The 18,131-nt window shown below is 55.1% G+C and carries 16 protein-coding genes; 6 read left to right on the top strand and 10 right to left on the bottom strand.

What is annotated here, in order from left to right; genetic code table 11:
- Positions 1-64 precede the first annotated feature (64 nt).
- Positions 65-385, bottom strand: coding sequence for a quaternary ammonium compound efflux SMR transporter SugE (sugE, locus tag SIB88_RS16010; protein ID WP_068517976.1), 321 nt, complete (start codon positions 383-385; stop codon positions 65-67).
- Positions 386-645: 260 nt separating this feature from the next.
- On the opposite strand from sugE, the gene SIB88_RS16005 reads away from it, so the two are divergent.
- Positions 646-1,293, top strand: a complete 648-nt coding sequence (locus tag SIB88_RS16005; RefSeq protein WP_412565920.1) for a molybdenum cofactor guanylyltransferase — start codon at positions 646-648, stop codon at positions 1,291-1,293.
- A gap of 2 nt (positions 1,294-1,295) precedes the next feature.
- On the opposite strand, the gene SIB88_RS16000 is transcribed toward SIB88_RS16005, so the two are convergent.
- The 9 genes from SIB88_RS16000 to glpD all read right to left on the bottom strand — a co-directional run bounded on the left by SIB88_RS16000 (position 1,296) and on the right by glpD (position 10,996).
- A complete protein-coding gene (locus tag SIB88_RS16000; protein ID WP_287465851.1) occupies positions 1,296-2,147 on the bottom strand; it encodes a hypothetical protein in 852 nt (283 codons plus the stop codon).
- Between the two features lie 85 nt (positions 2,148-2,232).
- A complete protein-coding gene (locus SIB88_RS15995; protein ID WP_412558527.1) occupies positions 2,233-3,117 on the bottom strand; it encodes a tetratricopeptide repeat protein in 885 nt (294 codons plus the stop codon).
- A gap of 232 nt (positions 3,118-3,349) precedes the next feature.
- Positions 3,350-5,104: an ABC transporter substrate-binding protein gene (locus SIB88_RS15990; RefSeq protein ID WP_101247579.1), complete on the bottom strand. Its 1,755-nt coding sequence runs from the start codon at positions 5,102-5,104 to the stop codon at positions 3,350-3,352.
- A gap of 139 nt (positions 5,105-5,243) precedes the next feature.
- A complete protein-coding gene (locus SIB88_RS15985) occupies positions 5,244-5,516 on the bottom strand; it encodes a DUF2160 domain-containing protein (RefSeq protein ID WP_068517979.1) in 273 nt (90 codons plus the stop codon).
- 24 nt (positions 5,517-5,540) lie between these two features.
- Entirely contained in the window at positions 5,541-6,344 is an 804-nt protein-coding gene (locus SIB88_RS15980) for a carbohydrate ABC transporter permease (protein WP_068517980.1), read from the bottom strand.
- A gap of 1 nt (position 6,345) precedes the next feature.
- A complete protein-coding gene (locus tag SIB88_RS15975) occupies positions 6,346-7,218 on the bottom strand; it encodes a carbohydrate ABC transporter permease (protein ID WP_068517981.1) in 873 nt (290 codons plus the stop codon).
- A 15-nt stretch (positions 7,219-7,233) separates the two neighbouring features.
- Positions 7,234-8,328: an ABC transporter ATP-binding protein gene (locus SIB88_RS15970; protein WP_412558526.1), complete on the bottom strand. Its 1,095-nt coding sequence runs from the start codon at positions 8,326-8,328 to the stop codon at positions 7,234-7,236.
- 14 nt (positions 8,329-8,342) lie between these two features.
- A complete protein-coding gene (locus tag SIB88_RS15965; RefSeq protein WP_206927818.1) occupies positions 8,343-9,443 on the bottom strand; it encodes an ABC transporter ATP-binding protein in 1,101 nt (366 codons plus the stop codon).
- Entirely contained in the window at positions 9,440-10,996 is a 1,557-nt protein-coding gene (gene glpD / locus SIB88_RS15960; RefSeq protein WP_412558525.1) for a glycerol-3-phosphate dehydrogenase, read from the bottom strand. Before glpD ends, SIB88_RS15965 begins: the two co-directional genes overlap by 4 nt.
- 472 nt (positions 10,997-11,468) lie before the next feature.
- On the opposite strand from glpD, the gene SIB88_RS15955 reads away from it, so the two are divergent.
- The 5 genes from SIB88_RS15955 to SIB88_RS15935 all read left to right on the top strand — a co-directional run bounded on the left by SIB88_RS15955 (position 11,469) and on the right by SIB88_RS15935 (position 18,061).
- Positions 11,469-12,020, top strand: coding sequence for an RNA polymerase sigma factor (locus SIB88_RS15955; protein WP_233433115.1), 552 nt, complete (start codon positions 11,469-11,471; stop codon positions 12,018-12,020).
- Positions 12,021-12,137: 117 nt separating this feature from the next.
- The gene (locus SIB88_RS15950) at positions 12,138-13,106 is read left to right on the top strand and encodes a FecR family protein (protein ID WP_412558524.1); all 969 of its coding nucleotides are present in this window, start codon (positions 12,138-12,140) and stop codon (positions 13,104-13,106) included.
- Positions 13,107-13,292: 186 nt separating this feature from the next.
- The gene (locus tag SIB88_RS15945; RefSeq protein WP_412558523.1) at positions 13,293-15,704 is read left to right on the top strand and encodes a TonB-dependent receptor; all 2,412 of its coding nucleotides are present in this window, start codon (positions 13,293-13,295) and stop codon (positions 15,702-15,704) included.
- Between the two features lies 1 nt (position 15,705).
- Complete coding sequence (locus SIB88_RS15940) at positions 15,706-16,929, top strand: MFS transporter (protein WP_412558522.1); 1,224 nt, start codon at positions 15,706-15,708, stop codon at positions 16,927-16,929.
- A 1-nt stretch (position 16,930) separates the two neighbouring features.
- Positions 16,931-18,061, top strand: coding sequence for an ABC transporter substrate-binding protein (locus SIB88_RS15935; protein WP_412558521.1), 1,131 nt, complete (start codon positions 16,931-16,933; stop codon positions 18,059-18,061).
- Positions 18,062-18,131 lie beyond the last annotated feature (70 nt).

Raw genomic sequence — 18,131 nt, 5'->3', positions numbered from 1 at the left:
GGGGCAGCCAGTGGCTGCCCCGTTTTGCATGTATCGAAAATGAATGTGCTGATGGCGACCGCGATCAGGCCGGGCTGAACAGTTTCAGCATCACGATCCCGCCAAGGATCATGCAGATCGCAATCAGGCGACCGACATTGGCCGGTTCACCGACCATGAGGATGCCAAAGATTACGGCACCAGCGGCACCTATACCGGTCCAGATCGCATAAGCCGTTCCAATTGGAATGGAACGCATGGCGATTGAAAGTAGCCAGAAGCTGGCTGCAATCGCGGTAATGGTCAGGGCGCTTGGGATGGGCTTGGTGAAACCTTCAGTGTATTTCAGACCAATCGCCCAGCAAATTTCCAGAAATCCGGCAATAACCAACGCTGTCCAGGCCATGGGGCCTCCTGTCTTGCGGGGCCGTCCCCATTGATCGGATCAGGAATACCGGTCGTCCGGTATCGAGGTGGAAAGTCGAACTATCTGTAACCAGTCTAATTCAATGACTGCAGTGCGACAATTTAAAAATGATGCGATGCAGCATTGTTGTTTGGTCATGAATGTGCCTTTGTCACAATACGAAAGATGCATGCTGCCAAGCTCTGGATTATGATGAGGTCATCAAATTAATTGCCCCAATTCAAAGGTTTGCTGACGTTGTGACGAAATCTGATCAAACCCGCTTTCCTATGATCGCGATCGCCGGTCTTGTTCTGGCCGGTGGGGAAGGGCGGCGTATGGGTGGGGACAAGCCGTTTCGCCAGATTGGCGGGCGCCCACTGATTGCGATCGCCGTTGAAAATGCCGGGCGGCACTGTGACCCCGTGATGATTTCATCAAACCAGCCGCCCGAAACATTCGCCGCATATAAAGCAAATGTGGTGGCCGATATCCCCAAGGCCGGGCAGGGGCCGCTTGGCGGGGTTCTGGGTGGTTTGACGGCATTGCCTGACGGGGTCGACTGGCTGGTGACTTTTCCGGTTGATTGCCCGGTGGTGCCTGATGATATGGCAGCCAAGCTGGTATCGGCGGCCCTTGATGCCGGGGTTCGGGCGGCCTTTGCCCGGCATGGCGATCGTGATCATTATCTGTCATCGGCCTGGCACCGCGAAAGTGCGCCGGTGATTGCAAAATTGCTGGATGATGATGATCGCCGGGTGCGTGCCCCGTTGCAGGCCCTTGCCGCGGTTGCGGTGACATTTCCCCGTCAGGAAGGCGATCTTTCGATGTTTGCCAATGCCAATACGATTGATGATCTGGCCGAACTTGAAAAGATGCTGGCAGCCCGGCCGTCGAAAGGTCTGTGATTTTAATGTGCGGGTTCTGACCAGCGGGTATAGAAAGCGTGAATTTCGCGGCGATTTTCCGGGTTGGACAGCAACAGATTTACCGCATCAATGATCTTACGGGCCTGCTGTTTGTCGCCGCTGCATGACACCGGCAGGGGGCGGCGCGGCACCCCGACAATCGGCACTGCCACAGTGTCACGGTCAAGCTGAGCAGTTTCGCGATAGTAATTCACATTGACCTCATAGGCGATGAACCCGTCAATGCGGCGGACATCAAACAGCCGAACAACCATTTCGGTCGTGCCGGCGCTTTGGGTCATATGGGCGTTTAAAAAGTCATTGATGCCGGGCACCAGTCCCTCGTCAAAGCGATAGCCCACCGATATGCCGATCGACAGTTTGTCCTGACCGGCCAGAAGGCCCAGATCAACCGCCCCGTCACGCATGGCAAAGCGCAAATCAGGCAGCTTTTCTGGGGCGATGAACAAGTGGATCGGATGCAATTCCATCACCGGGTCGGAGAACAGCATATATTCGCTGCGTAGTGCACTTTCGAACAGAAAGTTCGAACAGATGAATTGCCCCTTGGCCATTTCATCAAGGACCTTGGGCACCGGCATCACACGTATCTGGTGGTGAAATTCGGGAAGATGGCTGATCAGCCAGTCGGTCGTGCGCTGCAAATAGCCTTCGCCAACGGACGGGCCTTCGGTGATTACTGCCGGGGCGGACGGCACCTGTTGCCAGATGATTTCAAGCGGAACGTGATCGGATGCCTTGGCATCCGGGCTTGAAACTGCACAGCTCATTGCCAACAAAAGACAGATCGCAGTCCATCTGAAAGTTACAATAAATCGTGCAAACCGTTCCACACCACATCCCCGGATAAATCTACCCGAAGTATGTGTGGATTCCGGTCATTTTATCAAGACAAGAGATGCCCGCGCCCCGACAAATTTACCTTACGGCACAGGGCTTCCACGGGGTCCATGGTTGATAGTTTTCAAAGAAGGTCGCAAGGAACTGGTCGACCCGTTCGCGGTTGGCTGCGCGGTCCTGTTCGCCAAGGTCCTTGTCAAACTTTGCGCAGTTCTTTTCAACCGCATCCCCGATGGATTTCCAGTCGACATGTTCGTTATGACCGGGAAGGCCGGTGGCAATCGCACACCAGCCAACGGCCTCTGCGGTATCGTCAACTGACCGTGCTTCTTCGGCAAGATAGGCCGCGGCCCGCATTTCACCACGCTGGGCGGCAGAGCGAAGATATTGATACCGGCCGCGGTCGGTTTTGGTGAAACGGTTGGCAAGAAGGGTTGCCGCACGCGGATCGCCAAGTTCCCACGCCTTTTCAAGCATGGCCTGGGCATCGTCCGGTTTACCCTGATCAAGCGCGTCAAGGGCCAGCCAAAGCATGGCCTGTGTTTCGCCCTGATCGGCACTTTGTTGATAAAGCGCCCGGATCTGGTCGGTCGGGGCGCCGGATGCTTCGAGTTTGCGGGCCATGATGATGCTGGCATCTGGGTGCCGATTGTCGGTGGCCTGTTGCATCATGTCCCAACCGGTTGCCTCATCGGCGCTGACACCCGCCCCGTTGATCATCTGACAGGACAAAAGATATTGCGCGGTGGCATCGCCGTTCCGGGCAAGCGGGGTAAAAATTTTCGCCGATTTTTCGAAGTTGCCGTGGCGATAGGCCGAAACACCTTCATCAAGCATCGACCCGGCAAATGCCGGTGCCGACAGGGTCACGTGTCCGGCAATAACAAGCACCAAAGCGCACAGGGATCGGCGCAACAGTTTGGTTTGCGGCATCTTTGAAAATGGATCGGTCAGATATGTCATGAAGGTCGGGACCCTGTGCCTTGTTTGCAAATCCGGGCGGAAAAAGGCGGGACCGGCTTTCCGCCAAAAAGGGGAAAGTCAGTCCCGTAAGGTGCGCTCATTGCAGGGAGGTAAAAAGCATTGGAAATGTGAATGTGATGAAATGGATGGCTGAAAATCGATCAAACAATAAAGCGATATCGGGGACGGCCGGGGATGAAAAACACCCCCGGCACCCCCAGTAGTGTGGCTCCTAGTTTTTCTGAGCCGCACGCCATTCCGCGATCAGATCGTCATATTTGACGGTCTCACCCTGCGGTTTTTCGTTTGCGAGTTTCGCTTTCGGTGCACCGGGCTGGTCGAACCAGTATTGTGCATCACGTTCTTCGTTCAGTTTCGGTGCGCATTCGCCACCGATGCCTGCACGTTCCAGACGCTGAAGAACACGGTCCATCGAGGTCGCAAGGTTATCCATTGCTTCCTGCGGGGTGCGTTCGCCGGTTACAGCTTCGGCAACGTTCTGCCACCAGAGCTGAGCCAGTTTCGGATAATCCGGAACGTTGGTACCGGTCGGCGACCACTGGACACGGGCCGGGGAACGATAGAATTCGACCAGACCACCCCAGTTCGGTGCGATATCGGTCATTTCCTGGGTGTCCAGGTCAGACTGACGGATCGGGGTCAGACCGGTCAGGGTCTTTTTCAGCGATACGGATTTCGAGGTTACGAACTGTGCATAAAGCCATGCAGCTTTGCGGCGCTCAAGCGGGGTGGACTTCATCAGGGTCCAGGAACCCACGTCCTGATAACCAAGCTTCATGCCTTCTTCCCAGTACGGGCCGTGCGGGGACGGTGCCATACGCCATTTCGGCGTGCCATCGTCATTCACAACCGGGGTGCCTTTTTTCGCCATGTCGGCGGTAAAGGCGGTGTACCAGAAGATCTGCTGTGCGATCTGGCCCTGTGCCGGAACCGGACCGGCTTCGCCAAAGGTCATGCCAGCGGCCTCTGCCGGGGCATAGGCCTTAAGCCAGTCGATATATTTGGTCAGGGCGTAAACAGCCGCCGGGCCGTTGGCCGCACCACCACGGGTCACGCTTGAACCAGCCGGTGCGCAGCCTTCAACGCGGATGCCCCATTCGTCAACCGGAAGACCGTTCGGAAGACCCTTGTCGCCAGCACCTGCCATCGACAGCCACGCATCGGTAAAGCGCCAACCCAGCGACGGGTCCTTTTTACCGTAATCCATGTGGCCATAGACTTTCTGACCGTCGATTTCACCGACATCGTTGGTGAAGAATTCGGCGATGTCTTCATAAGCCGACCAGTTGACCGGAACGCCAAGGTCATAGCCGTATTTGTCTTTGAACTGCTTTTGCAGGTCTTCACGCTGGAACCAGTCATAGCGGAACCAGTAAAGGTTCGCGAACTGCTGGTCAGGAAGCTGATAAAGCTTGCCATCCGGGCCGGTGGTGAAAGACAGACCGATGAAATCTTCAAGATCAAGGGTCGGGGAGGTAACGTCTTTGCCTTCGCCGGACATGAAGTCGGAAAGCGGCACAACCGCGTCATAGCGCGAATGGGTACCGATCAGGTCCGAGTCATTGATATAGGCGTCATAGATGTTACGGTTCGACTGCATCTGGGTTTGCAGTTTCTCGATAACGTCACCTTCACCAATCAGGTCATGGGTCAGGTTGATCCCGGTGATTTCCGAGAAAGCCTTTGCCAGAACCTTGGATTCATATTCGTGCGTGGTGATGGTTTCGGACACCACGTTGATGTCCATGCCACGGAACGGCTCGGCTGCCTTGATGAACCATTCCAGTTCGGCCATCTGGGCATCCTTGCTCAGGCTCGACGGCTGAAACTCGCTGTCGATCCATTTCTTGGCCGCGTCAGTATACTGGTCAGCCATGGCCGGGTTGGCCAGTACAGCAAGACCAAGAGCGACTGCAACGGCACTGCCTTTAACAACGCTCGAAGCGCCTTTGGCTTTAACGATCATGTCGTTTTCTCCCTGGTTGTCTTCCTTTTTGCTCATCCGGATCAAACCCGGTCATCAACGGCAGGGGAAGACAGACAACCCGCCGCGACGAATATCAAGGGAACGGCACCACGACAGATCACAGCGCCGTTCCCCGGGATCATCCCCAGCGCATCACAATGATGAGCCAGGCCAGTGCGATCACCGAACCGACCCAAAGGGCGATGTCGGTAAAGGCCAGCCATCCAAGATGGATATAGGCCGCACCCAGTAGACTGATGAAAAGGCGGTCACCGCGCGTGGTGGTCAGCGGCAAGAAGCCGCGCCGCGGGACGGTTGGTGATACCGCCTGCCAAATTCCCATTCCGATCAGCATCAAGATGATGCAGCTGAAAAACACAGCGGTAATCGGGGTCCAGGCCATCCAAGACATGTTGATATTCCTCCTGTTTGCCGATTACACGCGACCCATCGCGAAACCTTTGGCGATGTAGTTGCGCACAAACCAGATCACCAAGGCCCCCGGGACGATTGTCAAAACACCTGCTGCTGCCAGCACACCCCAATCAAGGCCCGATGCCGAAACCGTACGGGTCATGGTGGCCACGATCGGTTTTGCATCGACCGAGGTCAGGGTGCGGGCCAAAAGCAGTTCAACCCAGCTGAACATGAAGCAGAAGAAGGCGGTCACCCCGATGCCCGACCTGATCAGCGGAATGAAGATCGTGGCAAAGAAGCGCGGGAACGAATAACCGTCGATATAGGCGGTTTCATCGATTTCCTTGGGAATGCCCGACATGAAGCCTTCCAAAATCCACACCGCCAGTGGCACGTTGAATAGGCAGTGCGCAAGGGCCACAGCAATATGGGTGTCAAACAGGCCGACACTTGAATAAAGCTGGAAGAACGGCAACAGGAACACGGCCGGTGGTGCCATGCGGTTGGTCAGAAGCCAGAAGAACAGATGCTTGTCGCCGGTAAAGTTGAACCGCGAGAATGCATAAGCCGCCGGAAGGGCCACAACCAGCGAAATGATCACGTTGATCCCGACATAGATCATCGAGTTGATATAACCCGAATACCATGCCGGATCGGTCAGGATCGTTGCATAGTTCGCCAAGGTCGGATTATCCGGGAACAGGGTCATGGCCCCCAGGATTTCCGTATTGGTCTTGATCGACATGTTGAACAGCCAATAGATCGGCAGCAACAGGAACAGGATATAAAGAAGAAGTCCGATATGACGTTTCTGGAAGTGCATTTTATTGTTCCTCCCGCTTTCCGGCGTTCATCACGACGGTATAGAAAACCCAGCAAACCAGCAGAATGATCAGGAAGTAGACCAGCGAGAAGGCCGCAGCAGGCCCAAGGTCAAACTGGCCGACCGCCATACGGGTCAGGAACTGGCTAAGGAAGGTTGTGGCATTGCCCGGTCCGCCGCCGGTCAGGACGAACGGTTCGGTATAGATCATGAAGCTGTCCATAAAGCGCAGCAGAACACCGATCACGAGAACCGACTGCATTTTCGGAAGCTGGATAAAGCGAAACACGGCCCAGCGCGATGCGCCGTCAATTTTGGCCGCCTGATAATAGGCATCCGGGATCGAACGCAACCCGGCATAGCACAGCAGAACAATCAGGCTGGTCCAGTGCCACACATCCATGACAAGAACCGTGACCCATGCATCCATCGGGTTCTGGGAATAGTTATAGTCAATGCCCAGAAGATTGATGACATAACCGCCAAGACCAATGTCGGCACGGCCGAAAATCTGCCAGATGGTGCCAACCACGTTCCAAGGAATAAGCAGCGGCAAGGCCAGCAGAACCATCGATGCCGATACACCCCAGCCCTTGCGCGGCAGGGTCAGTGCAACCGCAATCCCCAGCGGGATTTCGATGAACAGAACGCTGAGTGTATAGATGATCTGACGGATCAGCGCATCATGCAGGCGGCTGTCGCCCAGAACCTGTTCGAACCATTCGGTACCGACAAAGAACCGGGTTTGCGGATCAAAAATGTCCTGAACGGAATAGTTCACGACCGTCATCAGCGGAATGATCGCGCTGATGGCAACGATGAAGAACACTGGCAGGACGAGGAACCAGGCCTTGTTGTTGGTAATCTTGTTCATTTCCCCATCCCCCCCTTACGCGACCAACTGACTGTCGGCGTAAAGCTTGGTCCATTCCGGGGCAAAGCGCAGGATGCCGGACTGTCCGATCACCTGTTCGTCTTCGCCAAGCTTGACCTTGATTTCGGATGCGCCAAACCGGGTGGTCGCGATCTTGTACTGGCCAAGGTCTTCGACCTTGATGATGTTAACCTCAATACCATCGGTTCCCTTGGCAGCAGTGCCGGTTTCAAGGGTCAGGAATTCCGGACGGATACCGAGTTCGATCTTGCCGGTTTGTTTGGAAACGGCATCAAGGTGACGGTCCGAAAGTCCGATCCGTTGCCCGTCAATCCAGGCTGCACCATCATCGATCTTGCAATCCATGATGTTCATGCCCGGACTTCCGATGAAGTACCCGACAAAGGTATGGGCCGGATTTTCAAACAGTTCCTGCGGGGTGCCCAACTGCACGACCTTGCCGCCATACATGACGACGACCTTGTCGGCAAAAGTCAGGGCTTCGACCTGGTCATGGGTGACATAGACCATGGTCGGACGCAGTTTGTTGTGAATTTCCTTAAGCTTGCGGCGCAGAACCCATTTCAGATGCGGGTCAATCACCGTCAGCGGTTCGTCAAACAGAATGGCCGAAACATCATCACGGACCAAACCGCGACCAAGCGAGATGGTCTGTTTTTCATCCGCACCAAGGCCACGGGCCTTTTGTTTGAGCTTGCCGGTCAGATCCAGCATCCCGGCGATTTCGCGCACACGCGCATCGACGCGTTTTTCATCGACACCACGGTTGCGCAACGGAAAGGCCAGGTTTTCGTATACGGTCATGGTGTCATAGATCACCGGGAACTGGAAAACCTGTGCGATGTTGCGGTCTTCCGGGGCCAGATGGGTGACATCCTTGCCATCAAACAGAACCTGCCCGTGCGAGGGCGTCAGAAGGCCGGAAATGATGTTGAGCAATGTGGTCTTGCCACAGCCCGACGGGCCCAAAAGGGCATAGGCGCCGCCATCTTCCCAGACATGTTCCATGCGGCGAAGGGCGTAATCCTCGTCCGATTTCGGATCGGGGAAGTAAGAATGCGCAAGGCTTTTAAGATCAATACGTGCCATTTTTCTAACTCACCTCACGCCGCTTTGCCGTTGGAAATCTCGACCGGCGGGGCGGCCACGAGTTTGCCGTTTGCATCAAAGGCAAACAGGCGTGTCGGATCGACATAGAACGACGTGGCTTCGCCCAGACGCGGGTTGTGAACGCCTTCTTCCTGAATGACCCAGGAAACATCGTTGAAATGCACGTGGACAAAGGTTTCCGAACCGGTGATTTCGGCCAGCTCGACCTGTCCCTGCATGGCGATCGTGTTATCGCCGGTCGGATCAACCGACAGGTGGTTGGCACGAATGCCAAGGGTGTAGGTGCCGTTCGAAAGCCCCGACAGATGACCGGCAAGCGGTACCTGATGACCCGATTTCATAAAGATCGCGCCATCGCGGACTTCGGCATCGACAAGGTTGATCGGCGGATCGGAAAAGATCAGGCCGGTCTCGACAAAGGCCGGGTTGTGGTAAACCTGTGTGGTCGGGCCAAACTGGGTGACGCGGCCTTCATGCATGACCGCACATTTTCCACCCAGAAGCAGGGCTTCCATCGGTTCGGTCGTGGCATAGACAACAATGGTGTCGCGTTCGGCCAGAAGGTTCGGGATTTCTTCGCGCAGTTCTTCGCGCAATTTGTAGTCAAGATTGACCAGCGGTTCGTCAAGCAACAGCAATTTGCAATCCTTGACCATGGCGCGTGCCATGGCGGTGCGTTGCTGCTGGCCACCGGAAAGTTCCTGTGGCAGACGATCAAGCAGATGTTCGATATGCATCAACTCGGCGGTTGAACGCACACGCTTGTCGATTTCGGCCTTGGCGACACCCTGAAGCTTCAGGGGAGACGCGATATTGTCATAGACATTCATCGACGGGTAATTGATGAATTGCTGATAGACCATGGCGACATTGCGCTTCTGCACGGCCATGCCGGTCACATCAACATTATCGACCAGAATGCGCCCGCTGCTTGGCGGTTCAAGCCCCGCCATAATGCGCATCAGTGTCGTCTTGCCGGCCAGGGTCCGCCCTAAAAGGACGTTGAATGATCCCGGTTCCAGCGTCATCGACACATCGTCGATGTGGGACTCCCCTCCCACGGTCTTGGATATGTTTTCAAGCGTAAGGGTCATTTTCCACTGTTTCCTTCGCCCGTTTTCACGGTGTTTCTTGATTTCGGTTCCGTTGCGAACCATTGGACAATGGCATTACGCGTCTCATCCGATACATGCAGCCCCAGCTTGGAGCGGCGCCACAAAACGTCCTGGGCTGTTTTGGCCCATTCACAATCCACCAGATAGCGCAATTCACATTCATAAACGTCATCCCCCAGATGCCTGCCAAGCCCCTGAAGATCAGACGCATCACCAACAATTCTGTTGGTGAGTGTGCCGTAGTTTTGCACGTAACGGTAGATTTGTGCGTCGGGAATCCACGGAAATTTCTTGTGCATCGCGGTAAGATACCGCTCGAAATCCGCGTCCGGCATGTCGCCCCCCGGAAGCGCCCTTGTCGCGGTCCAGCGGGTGTCTTTCTGCCCCAGCAAAGGGCAAAGCTTGGTCATGGCTGATTCAGCAAGCTTGCGATAGGTCGTGATCTTGCCGCCATAGATGTTTAGAAGCGGTGCACCATCCTGTTGCTGATCACCGCGATCAATTTCAAGAACATAGTCGCGGGTGACCTGTGATGCGTCTTCGCTGCCATCGCCATAAAGCGGGCGCACCCCGGAATAGGTCCAGACAACATCATCGGTGGTGATTTTCTTTTCGAAATAGCTGTTGGCAAGATCGCACAGATATTGCGTTTCCTCGTCGCTGATCGCGACCTTGGACGGGTCCCCCTTATAATCCCGGTCCGTCGTGCCGATCAGGGTGAAATCCTGTTCATAGGGGATGGCAAAAACGATGCGCCCGTCCGGGTTCTGGAAGATATAGCAATATTCATGGTCAAACAGTTTGGGCACCACGATGTGGCTGCCCTGCACCATGCGGATGCCTTGTTTCTTTTTGGCCTCGACCCGGCTTTCAAGCAGTTCCGCACACCATGGGCCTGCGGCATTGACTAGTGATCTGGCCTTTATGACTTGTTCGCTGCCATCATCAATGTTGCGGATCGTGACATTCCAAAGATCGCCGTCGCGTTTGGCCGACACACATTCGGTACGTGTGCGAATATCGGCACCCTTGTCTCGTGCGTCCATGGCATTAAGAACCACCAGACGGGCATCCTGCACCCAGCAATCGGAATAGACGAATGCCTTGTCCATGCCCTTGACCAAGGGCTGGCCGGCCGGATGGGATGCAAGACGGATCCCCTCAGATCCCGGAAGTTTTTCGCGCCCACCAAGATGGTCATACAAAAACAGACCCAGGCGGATCATCCATGCCGGGCGCAGACCCTTGACATGGGGCAGCACAAAACGCAGCGGCCAGATGATATGCGGGGCAGCGCGCAGCAACACTTCGCGTTCGATCAATGCTTCGCGGACCAGCCGGAATTCATAATGTTCAAGATAGCGCAGGCCGCCATGGATCAGTTTGGTGCTGGCCGATGAGGTGGCGCTGGCAAGGTCGTCCTTTTCACACAAAAAGACACTCAGCCCGCGGCCCGACGCGTCGCGCGCAATGCCCGTACCATTGATGCCACCGCCAATGATGGCAATGTCGAATGTTTCTGAACTGAGCAACCGTTGCCTCCCTGGTGCTCTTATTTGTGACGGCTGTTCTCAGATGCCGTTCCGTTATTTCACAAACGTTACGAGTGGCTAAAAATAATTGCAAGCGAAAATTATTGCCGGTTTAAATTTTCGATAACGAACTTAATAGTTCGAAAGATAACGGTTTGTTATTGCGTGATGTTTTTGCGTGTTGAGCATGTCAGGCTGGCTTGAATTCGATTTTTTCAATAATGCATGCTCCGCCCGGAATGCTCAGAATCGGTAAAAAATGAAAATCAGGCCGGAAGCGGCTGTAAAGGCGCAAAGCCCGGTGGTTGTTACGATTTCCAAGAGGAAATGGCGTGCGGTTATTTGCAATTGCAAATTATTATCATCATTGATAGGTTGCGTGGGCTGGCTGTCGGGGGGGCGCCGGTGCGGTTCGCAATGATGCCTTCAGGCAATCCTTGGGGAAATCCGCGAGGGCATTCAATGCCATGTGATGGCGTTAACATCTGAACATGAAGTTCTGAACATGAAGTTCTGGCAAAACAGGCTTGCAAAGCTGTTTGAAGATCATCGGCGACAGTTGGTTTCAATTGTCACGCGCCGGATCAGCGATCGCGAAACCGCGGTCGAACTGGTGCAGGATGTCTATGCCAGACTGATGAAGGCCGGTGACCGCGGCACCGAGGAAGAAAACACCAAAATCCTTTATGCGTCGGTGCGCAATGCGGTGATTGACTATCATCGCAGCAATGCCGGACGGGCCAATGTCATGAACGGGATTTTGCCCGTGCAGCTTTGGCAGAACGAATCATCATCGCCACAGGATCATGCAGAATCCCGTCAGGCGCTTGGCGCGCTGGATCAGGCATTGCTGGAACTGACCCCGAAAGCACGCGAGATGTTTCTTCTGCATCGTATCGAGGGCATTTCGAACGCCAAGCTTGCCAGGAAATACGGCATTTCGGTCAGTGCGGTGGAAAAACAGCTGGCACGCACCATGCGCCACTGTCAGGAACGATTGGCGGCCTATCGTGATCCCGAATGAAATGATCGGCCCCGGCCCTGAGGATGTTTCTTCCTCGTTCGTTATTGTTTATAGAGATGACTTGACAACCGGGATGGCGTCATTCCCGCTGACCATGAGTGGACACCAGTAAAACCGATGCAAGGCCAACACATACCGACCGACGCACAGAAGGATGAGGCGGCACTCTGGCACGTTAAACGGGCTGGCGGGTCCATGTCTGTCGCACAGGAAGGCGAATTTGACGCCTGGATCAATGCCGACCCGGGCAACCGGCTGGCATATGACCAGATGCGTGTGCTGTGGGCCCAGGTCGAAGAACCGGCACGTCGTATGTCCACCGCAATGGCTGGCGAAAAGCCCCGGTTTGACAAGGTCAGACAATGGTTTTCCCCCGGCCGGGCCTTTGCCGGGGTTGCCGGTGCGGTGGCAATTGGCGCATGTGTGTTTTTCTTCAATCCCGATATGGTCGAAAACATCCGGGCTGACATCGTGACTGAAAATGAAACGGTCACGGATGTTACACTGACTGACGGATCAATCGTCCATCTGGCCGCCAACAGCGCCATTGCGACCGATTTTACCAACGGTCGACGGGATGTGGAACTTTTGCGCGGGCAGGCCTTTTTCGAGGTAACCCATCGCAATGGCGACCGGTTCCGGGTTCATGCCGGTCCAGCAATGATCGAGGTGGTCGGCACGCGCTTTAATGTCGATTACCTTAGCCGCAATACCGAAATCGCTGTCGAAGAAGGTGCTGTCCGGGTTTCAAGCAATGGCAAACCGCAAGGTGTCCTGTTGGGGGCAGGGGACCGGGTGGCGGTCAGCACAGCGGCATCGCTGGGCGACGTTGAAAAGACCGACCCGACAGCAATTCACGGCTGGATGCAGGGGCGGTTAAGTGTTCGCAATGTCACTGTCGGCGATCTTGTCGCGCGTCTGGACAATTTTGCGAGGGGTCGTCTTGTCGCACTTGGCGATGTTTCCGAACGAACCATTTCCGGCAGTTTTCCGACCACCGATGTGGTTGGATCGCTTGAAACTGTCGCGGCTGCTGTTGGTGCAAAAGTGATCAGAACGTCGCCCTGGTTAACCGTAATCTATTAGGATTTGATCTGAGATTGCGAAAAATTCGCAAAAAAGACGATCTTGATGTGAGGTGTTTTTCTTCCCGCACGTTTGTCCTTTCAGAAGCAGGGGGACCTGCCTGAATGAAAAGACGCATCATGGAGCGGGAAGTTGCATTCCAAACAGGCAATATCAAAAAAGAACGGCTTTATTTCGGGGTTGTTGGTGTCGTCATCGATTGCGATGTCGGGCTGTTTTATCACCACGATCGCAAGCGCCCAGGACCAATCAAACGATCTGGCCGGGCAGCAGGTCGAAATCGCCCAGGCACTTTACGACTTTGATCTGACGGTCAATTCGATCGCCGACGGCGTGGTCCGGATCGGGGACATATCGGGTTGGCGCATTGCCTATGCGGTTGATCTGCCCGATCTTGACGGTGCCCGCGAAATCCGCGGCACGATGTCGGTTCCGGCCGCAATTGAAATTCTGATCCGTGGAACGGGCCTTGCCTATCGCGATGCCGGCAATCAGTCACTGATTCTGGTGGCAACGGGTGCAGAAACCGGTGAAAACGGATCAATCGCCCTGGACCCGGTGTATGTCGAGGCGATGAATGCGAACGCCGACCTTCCGGCTGCCTATGCCGGGGGGCAGGTTGCCTCGGGCGGGCGTCTGGGGATGCTTGGCAATACCGACATCATGGATGCCCCGGTCAGCATCACGAGTTACACCGCCGAACGTATTGCCGATCAACAGGCCGAAACCATCGCCGATGTTTTGCAATATGATCCGTCGGTTCGCGCACCGAATGCAGAAACCGCCAACCTTGATACCTATCAAATTCGTGGATTTGGCGTGAACCTGTTCAATACCGGTGAGGTGTCGTTTAACGGTGCCTATGGTGTTGCACCGACCTATCGCGTGTTGTCCGGATTGGCAGAACGGATCGAGGTTGTCAAAGGCCCGAATGCGTTGCTCAACGGCATGTCGCCGACCGGTGCCGTCGGGGGTGCCATCAATATTGTGCCCAAACGTGCTGGTGATATTGATCTTAACCGTGTGACGGCCGACTACGGGCGTGGTGAACAGGGTGGGGGCAATGTCGATGTCAGCCGCCGCTTTGGTGAAAACAATGAATTCGGTGTCCGCTTTAATGGCGGCTATCACAATGGCGATACCTTCCTTGATCACCAGACCCGTGAAACATCGCTGGGTGCGCTGGCCCTTGATTATAAGGGCGACCGTTTCCGGGCGTCGCTTGATCTTATTGATCAGCGCGAAAACCTGAACGCCCCCGCACGTGAAGTTCGTTTCAGTTCCGGTTTTGCCATCCCCGAGGCCCCGGACGGGTCAACCAACCTGATCCAGGAATGGGAATGGTCCGATGCGGTTGATCGTTCCGGCATGATCCAGGCGGAATATGACCTGATCAAGGATGTTACCGTGTTTGGCAGTTTTGGTGGCGGGCGCACGGAACTTGATCGTCTGTTCGGAACGCCGACGGTTCAGAACGCGGCGGGCGATTATACCGATAGTGGCCTTTCCTATCGCCGGTTCCAGACCGATCGCTGGTCGGCAAGTGGCGGTGTTCGCACCGAATTTGAAACAGCCGAGATCAAGCACAAGGTAACCTTCGAAGCGACCCGCTACGAAGACGAACTGCGTCAGGGGATCAGCAATGCGGGATCAAACCCGTCGGCCAACATCTATACCACCCTTGCTGTGGCCCCGATTGCGGTCAGTGCCCCGACGAGCAAGCCGAAAACGTCTGAATCCCAACTGACCGGCTATGCGCTGGCCGATACATTGGGCTTTCTGGATGACCAGGTTCTGGTAACTGTTGGTGCGCGCCATCAAAGCATTTCTGTTGATAACTACAGCAGTGGTGCAGTCAGCAGCAGTTATAATGATGACGTGATTTCACCGATGGCCGGTGTTGTGTTCAAGCCGGTCGAAACGGTTTCGCTTTATGCCAACTATATCGAAGGCCTTAATCAGGGCGACATTGCCCCCAACACCGCAGCCAATGCCGGGGAGGCAATGGAGCCCTATGTCGCCAAACAGATCGAAGCCGGTGTGAAACTTGATTTCGGTACCATTGGCGGTTCCGTTGCTGCCTTCCAGATTACCCAGCCGGACGGTGAAACCGACGGGGCAACCAATATCTTCCGTGCTGACAATGAACAGCGCAACCGCGGGCTTGAACTTAACGTCTTCGGGCAGGTGACCAACGATGTTCGTCTGCTTGGCGGTGTGATGTTCCTTGATTCCGAAATCACCAAGGCGGTATCGGCAAGCAGCAAGGGCAAACGTCCGGTCGGCACACCGGAAATGCAGATCAACCTTGTCGGGGAATGGGATACACCGTTCGTTGATGGGCTGACGCTTAGTGGCACGGTGACCCATACCTCCAAACAATTTGTCGATACAGCCAATACCCAGACCATCCCTGATTGGACGACACTTGATATCGGGGCGCGTTACAAAACCGAACTGTATGGAACACCGGTTACCGTGCGTGCCACCGTGCAGAACGTGACCGATGAAAAATACTGGTCGGGTGTCAACCAGTGGCGGTTTGTGTCACTTGGTGCACCGCGCACAGCCTTGTTGTCTGTGACTGCGGACTTCTGATGTGACAGCCCCGCGCTGGCAAATCCATCTGCTTTTTGTCACCCAGCTTGTTGCGATGGGGGCGATGGAAATGAGCGGGCCGTTCTGGCCCGTTCATTTGCGCATGTTGGCCCATTCTGATGATCTGTTCAGCTTTGCCAGTGTTGCGGTCTATGTCGGGCCGATGGTTGGCATCATGCTGACCAGCACATTCTGGGGACGGATGGGTGACCGGTTCGGGCACAAATCCATGATGCTGCGCGCGCTTTTGGGACTTGCGGCAACCCAGATGGCTTTGGCCTTTGCCGGGGATGTCTGGTCGATCCTGATCTTGCGGTTCTTACAAGGAGCGTGCGCGGGTTATATCGCGCCAGCACAGGCGTATGGCGTCAGTATCGAAAACCCGGCCAACAGAACAAAGCTTTTTGCCTATTTGCAGATATCAACCAATGTCGGGTCACTTGGCGGGGCCGTGGTCGGGGGCGTGATACTCGATCATGCCAGCTTTTTCTGGATCAACTTTACGGCGGGTCTTCTGTGTTTTGCCTGTCTGTTGCCGGTTGTGATTTTCCTGCCGTCGGTAAAGCACCGGCTGCCAGATACCCGAATGTCTGATGCGGGTAATGCCCGAAACCGGCAAGCCCGCCCTGCTGATCCATCCCGGATTGCCGTGGTTCTTCTGATATTGGGTGTGTTGCTTCTGGCCCGCATGGTGACCCAATCGGGCTTTTCATTATTCGTGCTGGGCCGTTTCGAGGTTGAAAACTGGGTGGTCGGGGCCTGTTACGGGTTGCTTGCACTTGGCTTTGTTACCGCGGCATCGTTTTGGGCACGCTATTTCGAAGCCCGCAGCCCCCGGGACATATTGAAACGCATGTGCCTGGTGATTGGTGGATGCGTCATCGTGACCCTGATTGCCGGGGCGACCGGGTCGATTTTCGTGTTTGCCGGAATGTATTTCGTCTGGGGCGGTTTGTTGGGTGCAACGACCCCGGTTCTGACGGCGCTGATATCGCGTATTGCCCCGGATCAGCAACAGGGGCGTGTTCTGGGACTGGCACAAAGTACGGCACAGATGTCAGCGATTTGCGGCATTGCGCTTGGTGGCTGGTTCGCGCAGGTCGCGGGACTTTCAAACATCTATTTCCTTGTCGGCCTTGTCTATCTGGTCGGGTTGTTTGCATGCGCGTTTGGGTATGTGCGCATGCGCCCGCGGACACGGCCTGTTCAACATTCAGGAGACTGAAATGAAGCTGAAAATGACGGTTCAGTGGTTCATTGCGATGATTGCAGCCATGAGCCTGTATCATTCGGCGATGGCCGAAACCATCACCGTAACCGATATTGCCGGGCGTCAGGTTGACGTTACCGTACCGGTCAAACGCGCTGTTTTGGGCGAAGGACGTCAACTTTATATCATTGCCGCCCTGGACCGTGAAAACCCGGCCGAACATATTGTTGGCTGGCGCAAGGATTTGATCGAAGCCGATCCGGCAACCTATCAGGCCTATCTGGAAAAGTTTCCGGCATTTGGCAAAATTCCGGCCTTTGAAGGATTGGAACAAAGCCTGATTGATATTGAAACCACCATCGCCCAGAAGCCCGATATCGTCTTCCTTAATCTTGAAACCAAGCGCGCGGTCGAAGAAGCGGCCTATATCGAAAAACTTGGCGGATTGAATATCCCGGTGGTTTATGTCGATTTCCGCAATGATCCGGAAACCAATACCGAACCGTCGATCCGCCTGTTTGGTAAGCTGTTTGGCAAGGAAGATCGTGCCGAAGAATTTATCGATTTTCGCGCAGCTGAGATTGCCAAGATCACAGACCGGCTGGCAGCGGAAAACCCGCAACGCCCGAAAGTTTTCATCGACCGTGCTGCCGGGTTCTATGAGGATTGCTGCCACTCATTTGGTAACAGCAATTTCGGCGCGATGGTCGAGTTTGCCGGTGGCAATAACATCGCCAAGGACCTGATCCCCGGAACATTCGGTCAGATCAACGCCGAACAGGTGATTGTTTCAAGCCCGGATCATATCATCATCACCAGTGCAATGTGGGATGCCTACGTACCGGGTGGGCGATGGGTCCCGGTCGGGCCGGGTGCGGATCGCGATGAAATTCGCCAGAAACTGAAATTCTATCCGACACGGCCGGCCTATCTTGGCATTGCGGCACAGAAAACCGGGGCGTTTCATGCCGTCTGGCATCAGTTTTATAACAGCCCCTATCAGTTCGTTGCCATTCAGCAGATGGCAAAATGGTTCCATCCGGACATGTTTGCCGATGTCGATCCGGATGAAACATTCCGAACCCTGCACGATCGCTTTTTGCCAATCGACTATCAGCCGGGATATTTCGGGTCGCTTTCGGAATAACGGATCGCGTGAAACTGTGACCGCGTTTCGCGGACAGTCGTGATGATAATCGGGGACGGGAACCGCAAAG

Origin of the sequence: Thalassospira sp. MIT121401 (assembly GCF_047125595.1) — a bacterium.
In the GTDB taxonomy this organism is placed as follows: Bacteria; Pseudomonadota; Alphaproteobacteria; order Rhodospirillales; family Thalassospiraceae; genus Thalassospira; species Thalassospira povalilytica.
Note: the sequence above shows the minus strand (reverse complement) of the source record. Positions and strands in the feature narration are given on the sequence as shown.

Bases quoted from the DNA above. Each gene is read 5' to 3' on its own strand.
- sugE (WP_068517976.1), bottom strand. From the start codon at position 385: ATGGCCTGGACAGCGTTGGTTATTGCCGGATTTCTGGAAATTTGCTGG.
- SIB88_RS15995 (WP_412558527.1), bottom strand. From the start codon at position 3,117: ATGACATATCTGACCGATCCATTTTCAAAGATGCCGCAAACCAAACTG.
- SIB88_RS15990 (WP_101247579.1), bottom strand. From the start codon at position 5,104: ATGATCGTTAAAGCCAAAGGCGCTTCGAGCGTTGTTAAAGGCAGTGCC.
- SIB88_RS15985 (WP_068517979.1), bottom strand. From the start codon at position 5,516: ATGTCTTGGATGGCCTGGACCCCGATTACCGCTGTGTTTTTCAGCTGC.
- SIB88_RS15980 (WP_068517980.1), bottom strand. From the start codon at position 6,344: ATGCACTTCCAGAAACGTCATATCGGACTTCTTCTTTATATCCTGTTC.
- SIB88_RS15975 (WP_068517981.1), bottom strand. From the start codon at position 7,218: ATGAACAAGATTACCAACAACAAGGCCTGGTTCCTCGTCCTGCCAGTG.
- SIB88_RS15970 (WP_412558526.1), bottom strand. From the start codon at position 8,328: ATGGCACGTATTGATCTTAAAAGCCTTGCGCATTCTTACTTCCCCGAT.
- SIB88_RS15965 (WP_206927818.1), bottom strand. From the start codon at position 9,443: ATGACCCTTACGCTTGAAAACATATCCAAGACCGTGGGAGGGGAGTCC.
- SIB88_RS15955 (WP_233433115.1), top strand. From the start codon at position 11,469: ATGGCGTTAACATCTGAACATGAAGTTCTGAACATGAAGTTCTGGCAA.
- SIB88_RS15950 (WP_412558524.1), top strand. From the start codon at position 12,138: ATGCAAGGCCAACACATACCGACCGACGCACAGAAGGATGAGGCGGCA.
- SIB88_RS15935 (WP_412558521.1), top strand. From the start codon at position 16,931: ATGAAGCTGAAAATGACGGTTCAGTGGTTCATTGCGATGATTGCAGCC.